Source organism: Wolbachia endosymbiont (group A) of Sturmia bella (genome assembly GCF_964030905.1).
Lineage (GTDB): Bacteria > Pseudomonadota > Alphaproteobacteria > Rickettsiales > Anaplasmataceae > Wolbachia > Wolbachia pipientis.
The window spans coordinates 1,032,671-1,049,143 of record NZ_OZ034988.1 but is presented as its reverse complement, the minus strand read 5'-3'; the positions used below and the strand labels follow the sequence as shown (position 1 = coordinate 1,049,143).

The 16,473-nt window shown below is 35.2% G+C and carries 16 protein-coding genes and 3 pseudogenes; 14 read left to right on the top strand and 5 right to left on the bottom strand.

Annotated features, from left to right (window positions below; translation table 11 throughout):
* Position 1: 1 nt before the first annotated feature.
* The 5 genes and pseudogenes from ACQH3L_RS04930 to ACQH3L_RS04910 all read right to left on the bottom strand — a co-directional run bounded on the left by ACQH3L_RS04930 (position 2) and on the right by ACQH3L_RS04910 (position 3,611).
* Entirely contained in the window at positions 2 to 1,717 is a 1,716-nt protein-coding gene (locus tag ACQH3L_RS04930; RefSeq protein ID WP_264707833.1) for a recombinase family protein, read from the bottom strand.
* Positions 1,711 to 1,887, bottom strand: coding sequence for a hypothetical protein (locus ACQH3L_RS04925; RefSeq protein WP_182319925.1), 177 nt, complete (start codon positions 1,885 to 1,887; stop codon positions 1,711 to 1,713). Before ACQH3L_RS04925 ends, ACQH3L_RS04930 begins: the two co-directional genes overlap by 7 nt.
* Positions 1,888 to 2,033: 146 nt before the next feature.
* Positions 2,034 to 2,234 (bottom strand): annotated as a pseudogene (locus ACQH3L_RS04920) (AAA family ATPase); the annotation flags it as partial.
* 23 nt (positions 2,235 to 2,257) lie between these two features.
* Entirely contained in the window at positions 2,258 to 3,070 is an 813-nt protein-coding gene (locus ACQH3L_RS04915; protein WP_264707821.1) for an ATP-binding protein, read from the bottom strand.
* A 52-nt stretch (positions 3,071 to 3,122) separates the two neighbouring features.
* Positions 3,123 to 3,611: a sigma-70 family RNA polymerase sigma factor gene (locus tag ACQH3L_RS04910; protein ID WP_264707737.1), complete on the bottom strand. Its 489-nt coding sequence runs from the start codon at positions 3,609 to 3,611 to the stop codon at positions 3,123 to 3,125.
* Between the two features lie 251 nt (positions 3,612 to 3,862).
* Between ACQH3L_RS04910 and ACQH3L_RS04905 the strand changes: the two genes are divergently transcribed.
* The 14 genes and pseudogenes from ACQH3L_RS04905 to ACQH3L_RS04840 all read left to right on the top strand — a co-directional run bounded on the left by ACQH3L_RS04905 (position 3,863) and on the right by ACQH3L_RS04840 (position 16,333).
* Positions 3,863 to 4,546, top strand: coding sequence for a hypothetical protein (locus ACQH3L_RS04905; protein WP_425384694.1), 684 nt, complete (start codon positions 3,863 to 3,865; stop codon positions 4,544 to 4,546).
* Between the two features lie 6 nt (positions 4,547 to 4,552).
* Positions 4,553 to 6,490, top strand: coding sequence for a DUF4815 domain-containing protein (locus tag ACQH3L_RS04900; RefSeq protein ID WP_425384693.1), 1,938 nt, complete (start codon positions 4,553 to 4,555; stop codon positions 6,488 to 6,490).
* Positions 6,491 to 6,501: 11 nt separating this feature from the next.
* Positions 6,502 to 7,683 (top strand): hypothetical protein, encoded by a 1,182-nt coding sequence (locus ACQH3L_RS04895; protein WP_425384692.1) that lies wholly within the window; start codon positions 6,502 to 6,504, stop codon positions 7,681 to 7,683.
* A 4-nt stretch (positions 7,684 to 7,687) separates the two neighbouring features.
* On the top strand, positions 7,688 to 7,882 hold the full coding sequence (locus ACQH3L_RS04890) for a hypothetical protein (RefSeq protein ID WP_214303255.1): 195 nt from the start codon (positions 7,688 to 7,690) through the stop codon (positions 7,880 to 7,882).
* Positions 7,879 to 9,295, top strand: a pseudogene (locus tag ACQH3L_RS04885) (hypothetical protein). The gene ACQH3L_RS04890 and the pseudogene ACQH3L_RS04885 overlap by 4 nt, the downstream one beginning before the upstream one ends.
* 6 nt (positions 9,296 to 9,301) lie before the next feature.
* Positions 9,302 to 9,862 (top strand): hypothetical protein, encoded by a 561-nt coding sequence (locus ACQH3L_RS04880; RefSeq protein WP_425384691.1) that lies wholly within the window; start codon positions 9,302 to 9,304, stop codon positions 9,860 to 9,862.
* The gene (locus ACQH3L_RS04875) at positions 9,855 to 11,030 is read left to right on the top strand and encodes a phage tail sheath subtilisin-like domain-containing protein (protein WP_425384690.1); all 1,176 of its coding nucleotides are present in this window, start codon (positions 9,855 to 9,857) and stop codon (positions 11,028 to 11,030) included. The genes ACQH3L_RS04880 and ACQH3L_RS04875 overlap by 8 nt, the downstream gene beginning before the upstream one ends.
* Positions 11,031 to 11,041: 11 nt before the next feature.
* The gene (locus tag ACQH3L_RS04870) at positions 11,042 to 11,548 is read left to right on the top strand and encodes a phage major tail tube protein (RefSeq protein WP_253303116.1); all 507 of its coding nucleotides are present in this window, start codon (positions 11,042 to 11,044) and stop codon (positions 11,546 to 11,548) included.
* Between the two features lie 46 nt (positions 11,549 to 11,594).
* Positions 11,595 to 11,852: a phage tail assembly protein gene (locus ACQH3L_RS04865; RefSeq protein ID WP_425384689.1), complete on the top strand. Its 258-nt coding sequence runs from the start codon at positions 11,595 to 11,597 to the stop codon at positions 11,850 to 11,852.
* A gap of 109 nt (positions 11,853 to 11,961) precedes the next feature.
* Entirely contained in the window at positions 11,962 to 14,277 is a 2,316-nt protein-coding gene (locus ACQH3L_RS04860) for a phage tail tape measure protein (RefSeq protein ID WP_425384688.1), read from the top strand.
* Position 14,278: 1 nt separating this feature from the next.
* Positions 14,279 to 14,626: a phage tail protein gene (locus ACQH3L_RS04855; RefSeq protein ID WP_208571688.1), complete on the top strand. Its 348-nt coding sequence runs from the start codon at positions 14,279 to 14,281 to the stop codon at positions 14,624 to 14,626.
* Positions 14,623 to 14,832, top strand: coding sequence for a tail protein X (locus tag ACQH3L_RS04850; RefSeq protein ID WP_208571687.1), 210 nt, complete (start codon positions 14,623 to 14,625; stop codon positions 14,830 to 14,832). Before ACQH3L_RS04855 ends, ACQH3L_RS04850 begins: the two co-directional genes overlap by 4 nt.
* Positions 14,833 to 15,783, top strand: coding sequence for a phage tail protein (locus ACQH3L_RS04845; protein ID WP_425384687.1), 951 nt, complete (start codon positions 14,833 to 14,835; stop codon positions 15,781 to 15,783).
* Between the two features lie 12 nt (positions 15,784 to 15,795).
* Positions 15,796 to 16,333: pseudogene (locus ACQH3L_RS04840) on the top strand (ankyrin repeat domain-containing protein).
* The last annotated feature ends 140 nt before the right edge of the window (positions 16,334 to 16,473 follow it).

The following is a 16,473-nucleotide window of genomic DNA, read 5'->3' as shown; positions in this document are numbered from 1 at the left end:
ATCACCATATTCCATCTCGTTTTGCAGATAAAATATTTTTAATGGTCTTGGAGGCTTCATGTTGAGAAACGGCACTCCTACCCCTACAACAACATTGCAAGCATTGATTTTTCTCCATATGAAAAGAGTCTGGAAGCTCTTTTACTCTAAACACGATGTTTACATCCTCAAAATTAATCTCAATTCGCTTAACTAACGTTCTAATAATATCACGTTTAGTTAGCCAGTCTGCATTATTAAGACTTGAGTTAATACTAGAGGAAAACCCCTCTAAATTTGTTACTACTAGAGTTAACTCTTGTGTGAGTTTTTTCTGATCAAATATCTTTTTCTTTTGTTCTTCAACCATTTTTAAGTTTTGTTTCATTGCTTTAATTCTTGGCTCAAATTCTTCTTGATCAATATATTCTTGAGCATAACTATCAATTAACCTTGCAATACCTCGTTTTAATTTATCTTCTTGTGTTTCAAGCAAAGCACTTTTTTGATCTAGTGGTGATTTTTTAAGTTCTGAAAGTCTACGTTTATACTCCTCTAATATTCTATTTGGATTTTTTAATAGATGTTTTACCTCTTCCCACACAGCCATGTCTAATGTATCTGTACGAATTAATTTGTTGTTACACATTTTATTACCGCCAAAACGGTATGAATCCGTGCCAACACAACGATAATATACCTGATTATTAGTTTTTTCCCCCTCCTTATTCCTTGCAGTGCTAGTACCATAATATGCATAATTGCAAAGCTTACATACTACTAAACCTTGCAATAAATGTCTTGCTCCTCTTTGTCTTGTTCTTGCTATTTTTCTATTCTCAGCTAATTGTTCTTGAACGATTTCAAATAAATCTTCGCTTACTATACTAGGTACTTTAATATAAATCCAATCCTCTTTTGGAACAGGATAAGTAGAATAATTATCTTTTGGATGCTCGCAGGAGTTTTTTTTCGGTCTTATATGTTTTAGTTTGACACCAAACCTTGTTTTACCAAAAGCTGCTTGTCCTTTATAAGCAGAGTTTTTTAACATACTCAAAACTACAGCCCTATCCCAATACTCTTTTCCAGTTCTCGTCATAATGGACATAGCACTTAGCCTACGACATACTTCTCCTATACTGGCTCTTTCTCTTCCTACCCAAGAAAATACTTTACGAACAACTTCAGCTTCTTCTTCATAAATCTCAAATAAGGCCTGTCCTGTTTCTGTATTTTTGTTTATATAACGATAGCCATAAGGAGCAGCACTCATTACACTTATACAACCCTTATTTGCTGCATAAATCTTTCCTCGACGACTTCGTTCCATGATTTTTGCACGTTCGTATTCTGCTATCATACCTTGCATTTGTAATAGTAATTGAGATTCTGGATTATCGCTAATTTGATGATTTAAAAAAATGACTTCCACTCCTAATTTCTTAAACTCTTCAAGTAATATCATCTGATATGCATACTTACGAGATAAACGATCAGGAGAATGAATATAAACCTTATCAATGTTACCTTCTGCTATTTTATCACGTAATTTTTCCAAACCAGGACGGATTATGTTAGAACCACTATAACCATTATCAATAAATTTATATTCATTTAATAATTTATGTCCATCCATACTAATTTGATTCTCTATAGCAGCAATTTGGCTTGCTATTGTATCTTCTTGTGCTTGCTTCCCTGAAGAAACTCTTGCATATAAACTAACTGTTACCATTTTACCGTCCTCAAATCTACTTTCTTATATTCAGAGTTTTCTTCCTTTTTGCTCGCTTTTATTGGTTTACTTAACACTAATTTTTCATACGCATCTAATAGATACAACTCTGCTAATCGATTTACTTCATAACTACAACTAATACGAACTATTAATTTCTTGTTGCCCATGAGCTCTACCATATATTATCCATCGAGACATATGGTTATTTGATCATTAGCTCTATAAATAAATTCAACTCTCCGTTCTTTTTGTAGAAGCTTTCGGGAAATAGTCTTCTCAAGTTTCAGGTTTATTGCAATATTGTTGGCGGAGTCCCAGCAGCCATGTGGACAAGCCATGAAATTAGAAAATCGCTTTTGCCAATTTTAGGTGGGCCACCTAGTACCAATAGACCTCTTTTTGTTAAAATCCTTGGTGAGATTATATCTTCTGGTATCGGTGCTTTGTCGTTTAAATACTCTTTTACGCTGAAAAAGGGAATTTTTTGACCGATATTGAAAAAGCTTTGTTCCATAATAACTATTCTCCAATTTTTAATTAAGCAATAGGCGCAAAAGTTTTGGCTTTAATTTTCGCAAGTAATTTACCCAGATGCGGTTCTTCAACCATATCAAGGCAGCCACTTCGATCTTTAGCAGGGTATCCCCAAGTATTAATAGTCTGACAGACAAATGAACGTTTCTCCGTGCCATCATCTTTCTTGATTCCAACCATACTGATTACTTCGTCAACTATCCCTGGAATCTCACTAGCAGTTTTAGCCCCTTCACATTGAGGTAGCCATGTTGAACGATTACAGTCATCGAGATATTGACCTAGTGTGCCAACTATGATGATGTCTTTATCTCTGATGTGTTGAAACTGATTGAGCCATGCCATCATCTCTTGAGCAAGCAACCCATAAGCAGCTCTTTTATCTTCTTTTCCTGATCTATCTGAAAAAGCTTCAGGTTGCATCCTTGCCCATAATAGACATAAACGTGAAGCAACGGTTATACTATCCACAAAGATGCATCGGTATTTAGACACTTCAGAAAGAAGATCTTTGTGCTTGCTACAGACATGCTCATAGTGTTTTTGACTATACGCCTGATCAGATTTTAGTGCAGGGTTCGGACCACCAATTAGGCAGGCAATATCCCGAGCTTGATTCCAAGTACGAACACTAATTGAATCTCCCTGCCAATCTTGAACAGCAAGCAGACCTGCTTCAAAGTCAAGACATAGTGTTGGTTCACTTATAGTCTTTAAGAGGCTGGTTTTACCAATACCGTAAGGACCAAAAATTACTACTTTTATGCCTGTAGTTGTTTTCAATCTTTCATTATTGTTTAAAATTTTAAAAGTCATTTATTCACCTCAATGGTATATGTTATATATTCAGGAAAGGTAGAATTTATGTTCAATTTTTCTTTTTGCCCTTGTAGTAGATGGAAGAGAGTTTTATACGTATTTTTCTTACCATAGTATTTAAAGTAGTTCTTGATATGTTATTCATCTTAGCAACTTCATATAAGTTAAAGTACTTGAGTTGTTCGCATATCTTTTGCATCTTTCTTGGTAGTGTTGAAATCATGTAATCTACATCAGTACGTTTTGCTACTTCATCTTCAAAAGCTTCTGTTTTCTCAATATTGACGTAGTTATTAATATTGCGTTTAATACATAGTTGTTTCTCCAATAAGTTATTGGCACGACGTTCAGTTAATCTTGCTACAAAAGTGTTAAAGCTACCTTTACTTTCGTCATATCTATCAAGATAAGTCCAAATTTCACAGAAAAGTTCTTGCTCAAGATCTTCATGAGTTTCATGAGCAAAGCATTCAAAAAGTTTTAATCTCTTAGCTTGATACCGTATATTTTGAACAACTATGGCAGTTTTTAGTTTCATAACTTTTCCCTAAAACAATTAATGCTTTAAGGATGAGAACTTATAGGTGCACTTTGTAGGACAGGAGCAAAAATAAATAATACAGATGCAATTTTTAACCTATTGATATTCTATTGTTTTTTTTCGAGAATAATACAGTTCGATTTTTAAATAATACTGCAACAAAAAATTAGGCAAAAATTCATTTTTTTTGGACAAAAATTTTCCAAATCCTGAATATATATTATATAAGCCTTTCAAACTCATCACAGGTGTCAATTCTTACACAATCAGGAAGAGCAGCAATAGCAGCAAGTATAAAAGAGCAGTCTATCCACCTTGCTTGGGGAACAGGTGATACGAGCTGGGAAAGTAGCCATCAGGTCGAAAAAGTTTTTATTGAGGGTGAAATAGCTCTAGATCACCACACTATTAAAGATGTAAGGGTTTTTACAGGACAAACAGTGTATCAGTCAAGTGTTGACTATACAGTTGATAGCAGTACTGGTGTAATAAAACTTACGGAAAATAGCTCTATCACGGCAAATAGTGCAGTTACTGTAGAATATACTCAAAGCACACCACCTGAATCTATAAATTCTATAAAGCTCTTGAATGAACTTGGCAGACGTACTGCAGATGAGGTTCTCTTCTGCACGGGTGATGAGAATGGAGAACTTGTAACTCCTTCTGGAAGGTTTAGACCCTCAAATGTACCAACCAATAATCTTTTTCTCAAATTCACTTTCGATTTCACGGACGCAGCAAATCAAGTTATACGGGAATTAGGGGTTATGGTTGGTACTAAAGTAAAAAAAGAATTGCCTGAAGGACAGAGATATTTTGAACCAAAAGAAGTGGAAAATCCTGGAATTTTGTTAGTTTTAGAACACACCGTACCACTTATCAGAACATCTGCAACTCGGGAAACTTTTTCATTTGTTGTAACTTTTTGAAACAAAATGACCTTAAATAGTTATTATAACCGCTTTAATCCTGACAAAGAATACGAAAAAAGCTTATTTCTTGCTGGAAGAGGTTTGCAATCTGCAGAATTAAACGAGACTCAGGAGTATGCTCTCTCTAAGCTTAAAGGCATAGGCGATGCAATATTTCGTGATGGTGATGTTATAATAGGAAGCAATTGTATTATAGATAGAGAAACTGGTAAAGTTACGCTTGAATCAGGAAAAATCTATCTTCGTGGAGCGGTTAGAAAAGTCGAAAAAGAAGAGTTTGTTATTCCACTGAGTACCACAGTGCGTATAGGTGTTTATTACGTAGAATCTACCATTACAGAACTTGAGGATGAAAATCTTCGTGATCCTGCTGTTGGTACAAGAAATTATCAGGAAGTAGGAGCAGCAAGACTTAAAGTTTCTACCATTTGGGGTTATCAATCTGAAGGTGTTTCTTCCCCTTTTTCTGTAAATGGAGAATTTTATCCAATTTATAACATTGAAAATGGAGTATTAATAGAACATTCACCGCCACCACAAGCAAATATAGTAACTACTGCTCTTGCTCGTTATGACAAAGAAGCCAATGGTTCCTATGTCGTAAATGGTCTTGAAGTAATGTTCCTGCAAAAGGAAGAGGGAGAAGGAGGAAAAAAAATATTTGTGATTAATGAGGGTAAGGCTCATGTTGATGGTTACGAGATTGAACTTCCTCACAGTATTCGCATTTCTTTTGATGAAGATCCAGACATAAAAGCAGTTGAATCAGAACCACATACTTTTCAGCCAAATAGCCAAAGAGTAATGGAACTGAAGGTTAATGATTTTCCAATAAGTGAAATTAAAAAAGTAGATATAACTGTTCAAAAAACCATTACTGTTACTCACGGTTCATATTCTGGAGCTATTGATCCGATACCTGACTCTGCAGTACTTGAAATTATTCAAATTAAACAAGGCAATGTTATTTATGAAAATAGTATAGATTACGAACTAAACGCAGGAAACGTTGATTGGTCATTACCTGGTAAAGAACCAGCTCCTGGAAGTAGTTACCTGATAACCTATCGCTGCCGCACTCATATAAGCCCTGAAGATATAAGCGAAGAGGGATGTAAAGTAAAAGGAGCAGTTGATAACAGCTTGGTTCTGGTTGATTACACCTGGAAAATGCCACGCTATGATTTAATTACTATCGATAGCAAAGGAGCAGTAAGGAGAATAAAAGGTATAGCTCACCCTTGGCGACCATCGATGCCTAAAGCACCTAGCGGACAACTTTTGCTCTGCTACATTCATCAGACATGGAAAAACGGAGAAAAAGAAGGGGTAAAAATAGTGAATAATGCTATTCATGCTGTACCGATGAATGAGCTTGAAGCAATGAAAAAAGGAATAAATGATCTTTATGCTCTTGTTGCACAGGAACGTCTACGCAGTGATGCAAATTCAAGAGAACCTACCACCAAAAAAGGAGTATTTGTTGATTCATTCTTTGATGATGATATGCGCGATCAAGGAATTTCGCAGTCTGCAGCAATAGTAAATAGAGAGCTAGTTCTGCCAATAGATGTAGAAGTTGCAGATATTGAAAAAGGTGGGGAAAGATATCTTTTGCCATATGAACTTGAACCGGTACTGGAGCAGCTTTTACAGACCAAAGGAGAAAAGATCAATCCATATCAAGCTTTTGATCCAGTCCCGGCACAAATTACTCTAAATAAAAATATTGATCACTGGACGGAGGTAAAAACAAATTGGAAAAGTCCAGTAACCAGAGTATTTAATGTTAAAGAAACGACAGAGCTGCTGTCAAGTACTTCATATGAAACTGAATTTATGCGAGAAGCAGTACAGAATTTTGAGATCGAAGGTTTTGAGCCAAATGAAAAACTTAAAGAAGTAAAATTTGATGGCATTTCTATTATACCTATGGCATAGAGGAAAAAAAAGTGGAAGCGAACAACCAGGGAAAATTAAAGGGAAAGGTGAAAGTGCCAGCAAACATTCCAGCAGGTACTAAATTAGTACAGTTTTACGGTGATAAAGGCAGTTATGGAGAAGCAACTTATACTGGTAAAAAAACAATTACCATAGAGGAAAGAAGAAGAGTTATCGCAGCAAGAAGAGTTGATCCTTTAGCGCAAACATTTACGCTAAATGAAAGTAGGCACATAGGAGGCGTGGAACTATGGTTTGTAAATAAAGGCAAAAAACGTGTTGTTGTGCAGATTAGAGAAACAGCAGTGGGAGTGCCCTCGCAAACTGTCATTGCTGAAAGCTATATTGAGCCAAAAGATATAAAGATAGATGGCACAGCAACACGTATAGAGTGGTCACCAGTGTTTTGCCATGCAGGAGAGGAGTATGCAATAGTACTGCTTACTGATGATCCTGGTACTGCAGTAAAGATAGCAGAACTTGGCAAATATGATGCAGTAAATAGCCGTTGGGTAACAAGTCAGCCATATCAAGTAGGAGTATTACTTTCATCTAGCAACGCAAGTACTTGGACTCCACATCAGAACTTAGACTTAACGTTTCGGCTTTTGGCTGCAAAATTTAGCGAAGTTTCTCACATTATTGATCTTGGCAAGGTTACTGCAAATAACGTATCAGATTTAATTGTTTTGACGAACGTCGAAAAAGTAGCATTTGATACCAATGTAGAATTTATCTTAACAGATGAAGAGGGAAGAGAAAACTTTTTGTCTGATAATTTGCCGCTTGCACTGCGTGAAAGAATAAATGGGGAATTAACGGTAAAAGCAAGCCTAAAAGGAGGGCGAGAGAAAAGTCCAGTGCTATATCCAGGGTTACAGCTAGTTCTAGGTAATCTTTTAGAGTCTGGAGATTATGTTACAAGAAGTATTACAGCAGGAGCTAACACTAAGATTACCATAACATATGATGCGCTAATACCTGGCACTGCAGATGTTAAAGCATATGTACAAAAAAACGTGGATTGGCAATTAGTAAATTTAACATCAGGAAAACCAATTGGAGAAAATTTGGTAGAGAGAACTCATGTGCTATCAAATTTTAATGGTAATGATACAAGGATAAAATTGGTTTTAAGTGGAACAGTTGTTTATCGCCCTAAAGTCAAAAATCTACGAATCATTATCACTTAGCAGAATGTCAGATGATAAAACAAGTAGAGGATATTCTTTGCCTCATCCAGAAAATATTGCTGTGCAGGATGTTGTTCGTATCCGTACCACAATTGAGAAAATAGATGAAGATATTACCGAAAGAGAAGATGAGCATAATCAACTTAAGAGTAATTTTGAGCGGTTTAATTTTGAGACTTTTTTAAATTTTTGGAAATGAAAGAAGCAATATACCAAAGGATAAAGGATTTAGCAGCAAATAGCACACCTGATCAACTGGCATATCTTGCAAAATCGCTGGAATTGATAGCAGATAAAAAAGCTATTGCTGACATTGTGCAGATGACTGAGGTAAAAGAGATAATTGATGCACTACAAAAGAGGCTTAAGGATTTAGCAGCAAACAGTACACCAGATCAATTAGCATATCTTGCTAAAGCACTTGAATCAATAATCGGCAAAAGTTCAGTTTCTGAAATTGTACAGATGACTGATGGTAAGCTAAAAGAACTTCTTGATAGTGCAAAAAAACACTTAACTGATCTGGATAATAAAAAAGCTAGTTCTTTAGCAGTGATCTCTGAATCAGAGAAGCAGTTATTAAAGAGAATTGATGAAAAAGGAACAACAAATTTATCGCTACTTGATACGAGAAAGAATGCCAATATTGCAGCAATAAACAGTGTTGGCAATGATCATAAAGATGGTCTTAAAGGTTTAGTAGAAGATTTTCGTGCTGTTACCACTGGCTCATCAATTATTAGGGAAATAGAAACTCGAATTAAAAACATCCCTGATAAATGAGGTAAAAACTCGGGATGAACAGTTAAAAGCGTCTCTTATAAATGAAATAAGAAAGCGCAACATGGTTGAATCAGGGTCATTACCTTTCTTATTTGGTGTACTTGGAAGAAAAAATAATTACTTTGGCCACGGAACTTTTACAACAGAGCTTGGAAAGTGGAGTAGTAATATAACAAAAACTGACTATATGTTACAACTACTAGCAGGTAGCCATAAGTACGATACAGATTACGTTAGTTTTTATCGGCCAAGACAACTAAGTTTTATAGAGGGAAGTAAGGGAACATTTATTTACGGAGAGTTATACACAAACAGTTTTTCTGGTAGTTATGATCAAATATACTATTACCCATATGCTGCACTTGGAGTAGTATTTATAAAAAATACAACGAATGTGAACATAAATAAAACTATAGAGTTTGTTGGATCATCGTATTCGAGTACGGAGTATGGGGGAGCAGGATTATTTGTGGGAACTCCTGATAACACTAATTCTAATAAATCAAGTATTTCAAAAATAGTATGGAAAAATGTTTACCAATACATGAGTTCTGATAGCAAGTTAGCCGGATCTGGTAATGTGGAGATTCCAGCAGGAAAAACAGTTGCAATATTACTTTACACATCATCTTATCTGTATTCCAGAACACAAGTTAGTCAAGGTATGCTTGCATCAAATTATGTACACAACTATGGTCAATTTATTCAGTGGGGGATTTATAACATACGTAGCAATGTTCTAACTACAGGACTTGAAGTAGATGTGGAGAGAACGCTAAAAGCTTGGCAATGTCCAGGATTATCTAACACGTATGAGATTTGGAGGTAACAAACAATGTCTATCTATATTAGATTTGAAAATGATAAACAAGTAGAAACAACAACACTTGAAAGCAAGCCAACTGGAAATGATTGGTATGAAGCACCAGAAGATTTTGATTGGCAAAAAAGTTATTGTTTAACAGAGGGAGGCAAAATTGCTCAGCGAAACCAAGAAGATATTGAATTGGAATTACTGCAAAATGCGAAGTTTTCTGCACTTTCTAATCTTCGTGCTTATTATGATAACTATACTAACCAATACACAGGAGTATCTTATCAAAAGTCTAAATCGTATCAAATACAAGAAAAAGCCGCAAAAAGCATTCTAGCAGCACCAGAATCTATGAATAAAAAGGATAAAGAAATTATAGAACCTTTAGCAAAAGTCCGTGGTATTACGGTTATTGAAATGGCAAGAATAATTGAGGAAAAAGTGAAAAAAGCAGTAAAAGCAATAATTAAATGTGAAGAGCTTGAAGATTTAGCCAAAAGAAAGATTGAAGAAGCCAAAAGTGAAAATGAGCTACAGACTTTGCTAGATGATTTCAGGAAAAAAATACAAAGAAATGGCTGAAGAATTTTTACACGGAGTAAATGTTATTGAGGTAACCTCAGGAGCAAGAACAGTACGCACAGCTAAATCATCAGTGATAGGTATAATTGGTACTGCACCTGAAGCTGATGAGCAAAAATTTCCACTGAATAATCCAGTACTGATAGCAGGAAGCTTAAAGGAAGCAGCAAAGCTTGGAAAGAGTGGCAGTTTACCTTCTGCAATAAATGGAATATTGTCCCAAATTGGTGCAACAGTAGTGGTTATTCGAGTTAAAGAAAGTGAAAACAGCGATTCAAAGCTCAAAGAAAGTGAAACTATTCAAAATATAATTGGTGGAGTTGATAAAGAAACCGGAGAATATCAGGGAATTGAGGCATTTCTCAGCAGTGAAAGCATAGTTCATGTTGCGCCAAGAATATTAATTGCACCTCAGTTTACTCACCAACTACCAGAAGATGCAGTGGTTGCAGCATTAATTCCTATAGCAGAAAAGCTAAGAAGCATAATAGTAGCAGATGGACCAAATACCAATGATGAAGAAGCAATAAAGTGGAGAAAAAGTGTAGGCAGCTCAAGAGTTTACGTGGTTGACCCATGGATTAAGTTATTTATTGAAGGAAAAGAAAAAATCTTGCCATCGAGTCCATTTGTAGCTGGTTTAATAGCTAAAATAGACAGCGAACAAGGCTTCTGGCATTCACCTTCAAATAAAGAGATAAATGGTATTGTTGGAACAAGCAGGCCTATTGATTTTACGCTCGGTAATACAAATTGTAGAGCAAACCATTTAAATGAAAATGAAGTAACAACGATAATTCATCAAAATGGCTACAGGCTTTGGGGAAATAGAACATGTTCAGATGATTCGAAATGGGCTTTTCTGTCAGTGAGAAGGACTGCAGATTTAATCAACGATAGTTTACTTCGAGCTCATCTATGGGCAGTTGATCGCAATATCACCAAAACTTATATAGATGATGTGATTGAGGGGGTGAATTCTTATTTGGCCAATTTAAAAGCGCAAGGAGCGATTATCAGTGGAAAATGTTATGCAACTCCAGAACTCAACACACCGGCAAACATTGCAAGCGGGAAAGTATATTTTGACTTTGAGTTTACACCACCATATCCGGCTGAGCAAATAACATTCAAATCTCATCTCATAAATAATAGTGTAATAAGTTAGGAGAAAGCAAAGTGTTACCGAAAATACTGAGAAATTTTAACGTATTCGTTGATGGTCGTGGTTATGCAGGAAAAATAGATGAAATAACTTTGCCGAAGCTTACCATAAAAACAGAGGAGTACCGTGCTGGTGGTATGGATATCCCAATAAATATTGACATGGGCATGGAAAAGCTTGAAGCAGACTTTACTTTCGCTGAGTATGATTCAGAACTATTTAGACTTTTTGGCTTGATAGATGGAAACTCAGTATCTTTGACGCTCCGTGGAGGAATGCAAGGAAGTGGTAGCAATGATATTGAAGGAGTAATTATCAACCTCAGAGGCATATTCAAAGAATTTGATTTTGGTAGCTGGAAACCTGCTGAAAAAGCCACTCTCAAATGCACTGTAGCTGCCCATTATTATAAACTTACGATAGGTGGTAATGAACTGATAGAGATCGACGCTGAAAATATGATTAGAAAGATAAATGGTGTGGATCAAATGGCCTTGCTGCAAACGGTTTTAGGTATTTAGGTTTAGTTTTAAAAAGATTTTAGAATTTTATTTTTTAGGAGAAAGTATGACAACAGTAAAACTTGATAATCCAATAACAGTTGATGGTATTTCTGTCTCAGAACTTACCGTTAGACGTCCAAAAGTTAGGGATTATCTTGCCATAGATCGTCTAAATGGTAGTGATTTAAGTAAAGAAGTCACTCTGACAGCGAACTTAACATCAGTGGCAAAAGAATCAATTGAGGAGTTAGATATTGCTGATTATGTGAAAGTTCAAGAGGTATTAAAGGATTTTTTTTCACCGATTATCCAAAAAACTTGAGATTAGAAATACTAGTGCTTGGCTCTATCATAGGTGGTGGAGTTGAGCACATTCTTGATATGGAGATTAGTGAGTTTATTTCATGGAGCAAATCAGCAAAGGAGCTTAAATGTCAACGTTATCTATAAAAATCGGAGCTGTTTTAGATGGCAGCTTTAATACTGTAATAAAAGGAAGTAGTAGTCAACTTTCTCATCTTGGTGAAAATATAAGACGTCTTGATTCGTCTTTAAAATCAGTATCAAAGTTTAAGCAGTTGGGTAGTGATGTTTTGACTAGCAAGAGATCATGGAAAGACTTTGAAGATCAAGTAAAATCCTTGGCTAAACAAATGAAAGAAGTGGAAAAGCCGAGCAAAACTTTAAAAGCTGAGTTTGATAGAGCTAAGTTTTCTGCAACAAAAGCAAAAGAAGCATACTTAAAAAAGAGAGATGTTTTACATTCATTCAATGAAGAAGTAAGGAAAAGTGGAAGAAATATTAAGTCATTAGTAAGTGATCAATATAAACTTGGTTCTTCTATTGAAGTGCTAAAAGGTAAGTATGGTAAGCTTGGGTCTGCAATACGTAGTCACCAAAGTTTTTTAGCAAGTAAGACACATTTTAAGTCACAAATTATAGAGACTATTGGACTAGGGCTTTCACTTGCAGCACCAATTAAAGTTGCTATTGACTTTGAAAGTGCTATGGCTGATGTTACAAAAGTAGTTGATTTTGATGAAAAGACAAAGGAAGCTGATAAATTTGCAAAAAAGTTAAAAGAGATGTCACGTACTGTACCATTATCAGCCTCAGAACTGGCACAAATAGCTGCAAGCGGTGGTCAACTTGGTATCAAAAAAGAAGATCTTTTCAAATTTACAGAAACGGTGGCAAAAATGTCTACAGCATTTGATATGTCTGCAGAGCAAGCAGGTGATTCCATAGCTAAACTCTCTAACGTTTATGGAATTGATGTTAGTGAAATGGAGCACGTTGGTAATGTAATCAACCACTTATCAGATAACACTGCTGCTAAAGCAAAAGATATGGTTGAAGCTCTAGCAATAGTTGGTGGTACTGCAAAGCAGTTTGGATTAAAGTTTGAACAAACAAGCAGTTTAGTAAATGTTTTCATTAGTTTAGGCAAACAACCAGCAAAAGCTGCAACTGCTATAAATGCTTTACTTTCTAAGCTTCAAACTGCTGAAGGACAAGGAGGGGATTTTAAAGCAGCACTAGAGCAAATGGGAATAACTGCAGAAGAAATAGTACAAAGAATAAGCGAAAACGGCGAAGAAGCATTACTCTACTTTTTTCAAACTCTAAAGAAAATGGATAACCAGGAACGTTCTACAATCCTTATGAAACTTTTCGGTCAGGAATATCAAGATGATATTGCATTATTAGCTGGAAGTTTTAATAAGTATGAGGATGCAATAAAGTTATTGGCTAACACAGAAAAGTATGGAAGCTCTCTGCAAAAAGAATTCAAAAATCGTGCAGACACTACAGCCAATAAATTAAGACTCCTTCGAAATGCAATAGCTGAAGTTGGTATGAACCTGGGCTCGGTGATGCTGCCTACTTTAAAATTTATAGCTGAATTTTTACAAGAAAAAACTAGGAGCATAGCCTTATTTGCAGAAAAATATCCAACCTTAACTACAGCAATCATGGGAACTATAGCAGCTTTAATAAGTTTGAAAATCTTAGTAGTAGGCTTAGGTTATGGGTTTACTTTTTTAGCAAGTACAGTTCTCGGTTTAAGGGCAAAAATACTTGCAACATTTTCATTTTTATCAGCTACAGTTTTTCCTGCAGTAATAACAGGGCTAAGAGCAATAACGCTTGCTGTAATGAGTAATCCTATAGGGCTTTTAATTGCTGGACTTGTCACTGGTGCAGCACTTGTTATCACTCACTGGCAAAAAGTGAAGGAATTCTTTGCTAGTTTTTGGAAATCAATCATAAAACCGATAGGAGAGGCTTTTTCATGGATGGGAGATACAGTTAGTAGCGTATTTTGGAAAGTATCAGAAAATAGTCCAATAAAAGAATTTGAGAAGAGAAAAACTGTTATTTCGTTAGTTGATGGAGAAGCTAGCAATTTACTTTCTAAAAATAGTGTTTTTAATAATGGGAATCCTTTATCAAATAATAGTGTGATGAAAGGAATTTCTAAAAATAGCTGGAATAATGTTAAAATTAAACATGCTATCGCAGAAAAGAAATCTATAGCAGATGAGAAAGATCTCAATCTAAAAGAGTACGTAAAAAGCAAATATGAAAATAAAACTTTTAACCAAACTCAACATAATTATTTCAACATAAGTGTACAAGCAGCACCAAATCAAGATGTTCGTAGCCTTGCTGATGAAGTAATAAAAAGGATAAGAGAAAAATCACGTGATGTTCTGTTTGATACCATAGACCCTGTTTATTAAAATGTTGTCTCTTGGCCCGTATAAATTTGTTCCAAGAAGTTTAAAGTATAATAGAGAGAATCGTTGGAGCACAATTGAGTGTATTGAAAATATGCCACTATTACAAAATATCGGTCAAGGTATAGAAGATATAGATTTAGAAGGAACGATTTATCTACATAATCTCAATGGGCTAAATCAATTAAAGAATATGAAAGAAGCTGAAAAACCACATATTTTAGTAGATAGTTTAGGTAATATTTTAGGACAGTTCGTAATTACCAGGTTAGAAGAAAAGCAGATGTATTTTTTACCTAGTGGACTACCAAGAAAAGTTGAATTTAGTTTGAGTTTGAAGAGCTATAGATGATTATATATTACTTAGCCAAAGAAGGAGAAATGCTAGATCTGATTTGCTGGAAACATTACGGATTTACGGATGGAGTAGTGGAATTAGTACTAGCAGAGAACTTAGGTTTGGCAGAATACGGAAGCTTTTTGCCTGCAGGATTAAAGATAAAGCTTCCTACTATTCAGAAACCAGTACAAAAGTCAAAATTAAAGGTCTGGGAATAAATGCAGCCAGATTTTATAATAGATAAATGTGAATCAGTTAAAGATAGAGTCATATCATTGCGCCTTACCGATGAATCTGGGACAATAGACGATTTAGTTGAAGTACATGTTGATTATAGGGACAAAGACATAGATATTCCGAATGAATTGAATATTTCTTTAGGGTACAGGGAAATCGGAGTAATGCCAATGGGTGTATATACAGTTAATGAAATTACGGTGCAGAGTCCACCTAAAACCTTACTAATAAAAGCCCATGCAACAAATTTAAGACTGTCATTAAAAGAGAAAGTATCTAAGGAATGGCATCAAATTACTTTAGGTAACTTGGTTAAGGAAATAGCAGAAAAGCACGGATATGGGTACGGAGTTGCAGAAGAGTTTGAAAATGTGTTGATTCCACATATTAACCAAATAGAAGAAAGTGATATAAGTTTATTAACAAAAATAGCAATAGAATACGGAGCAATGGCAAAACTAGCTGGCGGATACATACTCTTTATTCCCAAAGGCAAAGCAAAGTCGGCAACTGGAAAAGCTTTAGGAACAACAGCTATTAGACCTCAAGACACAATCAATTGGAAAGTGCATTTTACCGTGAGTAGGTACAACTCAGTGGTTGCAAAATGGCATAGCTATGAAAAGGGTGAAACTATATCAGAAACAGTTGGCTCTGGTAGTCCAAGTTATACCATACAAACGCTTTACTCTAATGTAGAATCAGCACTAAGTGCAGCAAATGCTAAGTTAAAACAACTAAAGCGAAATAATGCAGTATTGGATATCACTATGCCTGGTAATCCAGAACTATTTGCAGAGGCGAAACTTAGCTTGTTAGGGTTTCATCAAGATATAGACGGTGAATGGATAATTGACAGAGCAGAACATGTGTTAGATAGTTCAGGTTATCGCACTGTGTTATCAGCATCAACGTTAAGAAAAAATCAGTAAACCAAATGTTTAATGTTGAAAAAAGTATTGAATATGAACAGAGACTCAAGAAATAAGCTACATTTTTGGTGGTTTATAGTAACAGTAGTATGTGTTATTATTACCTATTGCTATACGAAAGCAAAAGCTACAGATAATTATAAAACAATATTGCGGATTGCATCTGAAAATTGTAACTTAGAAATTGCGAAGTTTTCAGTAAAAAATTTATTAGATATAGATACGCAAATTTTTAAACTTACTACACTACATTATGCTGCAGGAGAAGGATGCTTAGAAGTTGTCAAATTTCTGATAGACGAAGGAATTAATGTAAATATTATCAACGGGTATGGAAGTACAGCACTTCACAATGCTGCGTATCGAGGGGATTTAGAAATCATAAGGTTTTTATTGGAGAAAGGTGCAAATCCTACAATCAGAAATAAAGATGGAAAAAAACCCAAGAGATGTAGCTGTGCTAAGATCACGGCACAATAAAGATAAACCATACGATGAAATTATACACTTGCTCTATAATGCTGAAAAGGAACACAAATCTGAGCAGTAATATTTCGTAACTGGGAAACAATAGGAAATATTTATACATGTCAAGTTTAAGATAATTTTTTTAGATTGATCCATAAATTACTAACCTTATTACTCAATTTCTAAAATAGTTTTTTCCATTTTCCTTCTTATGCCGCTTGC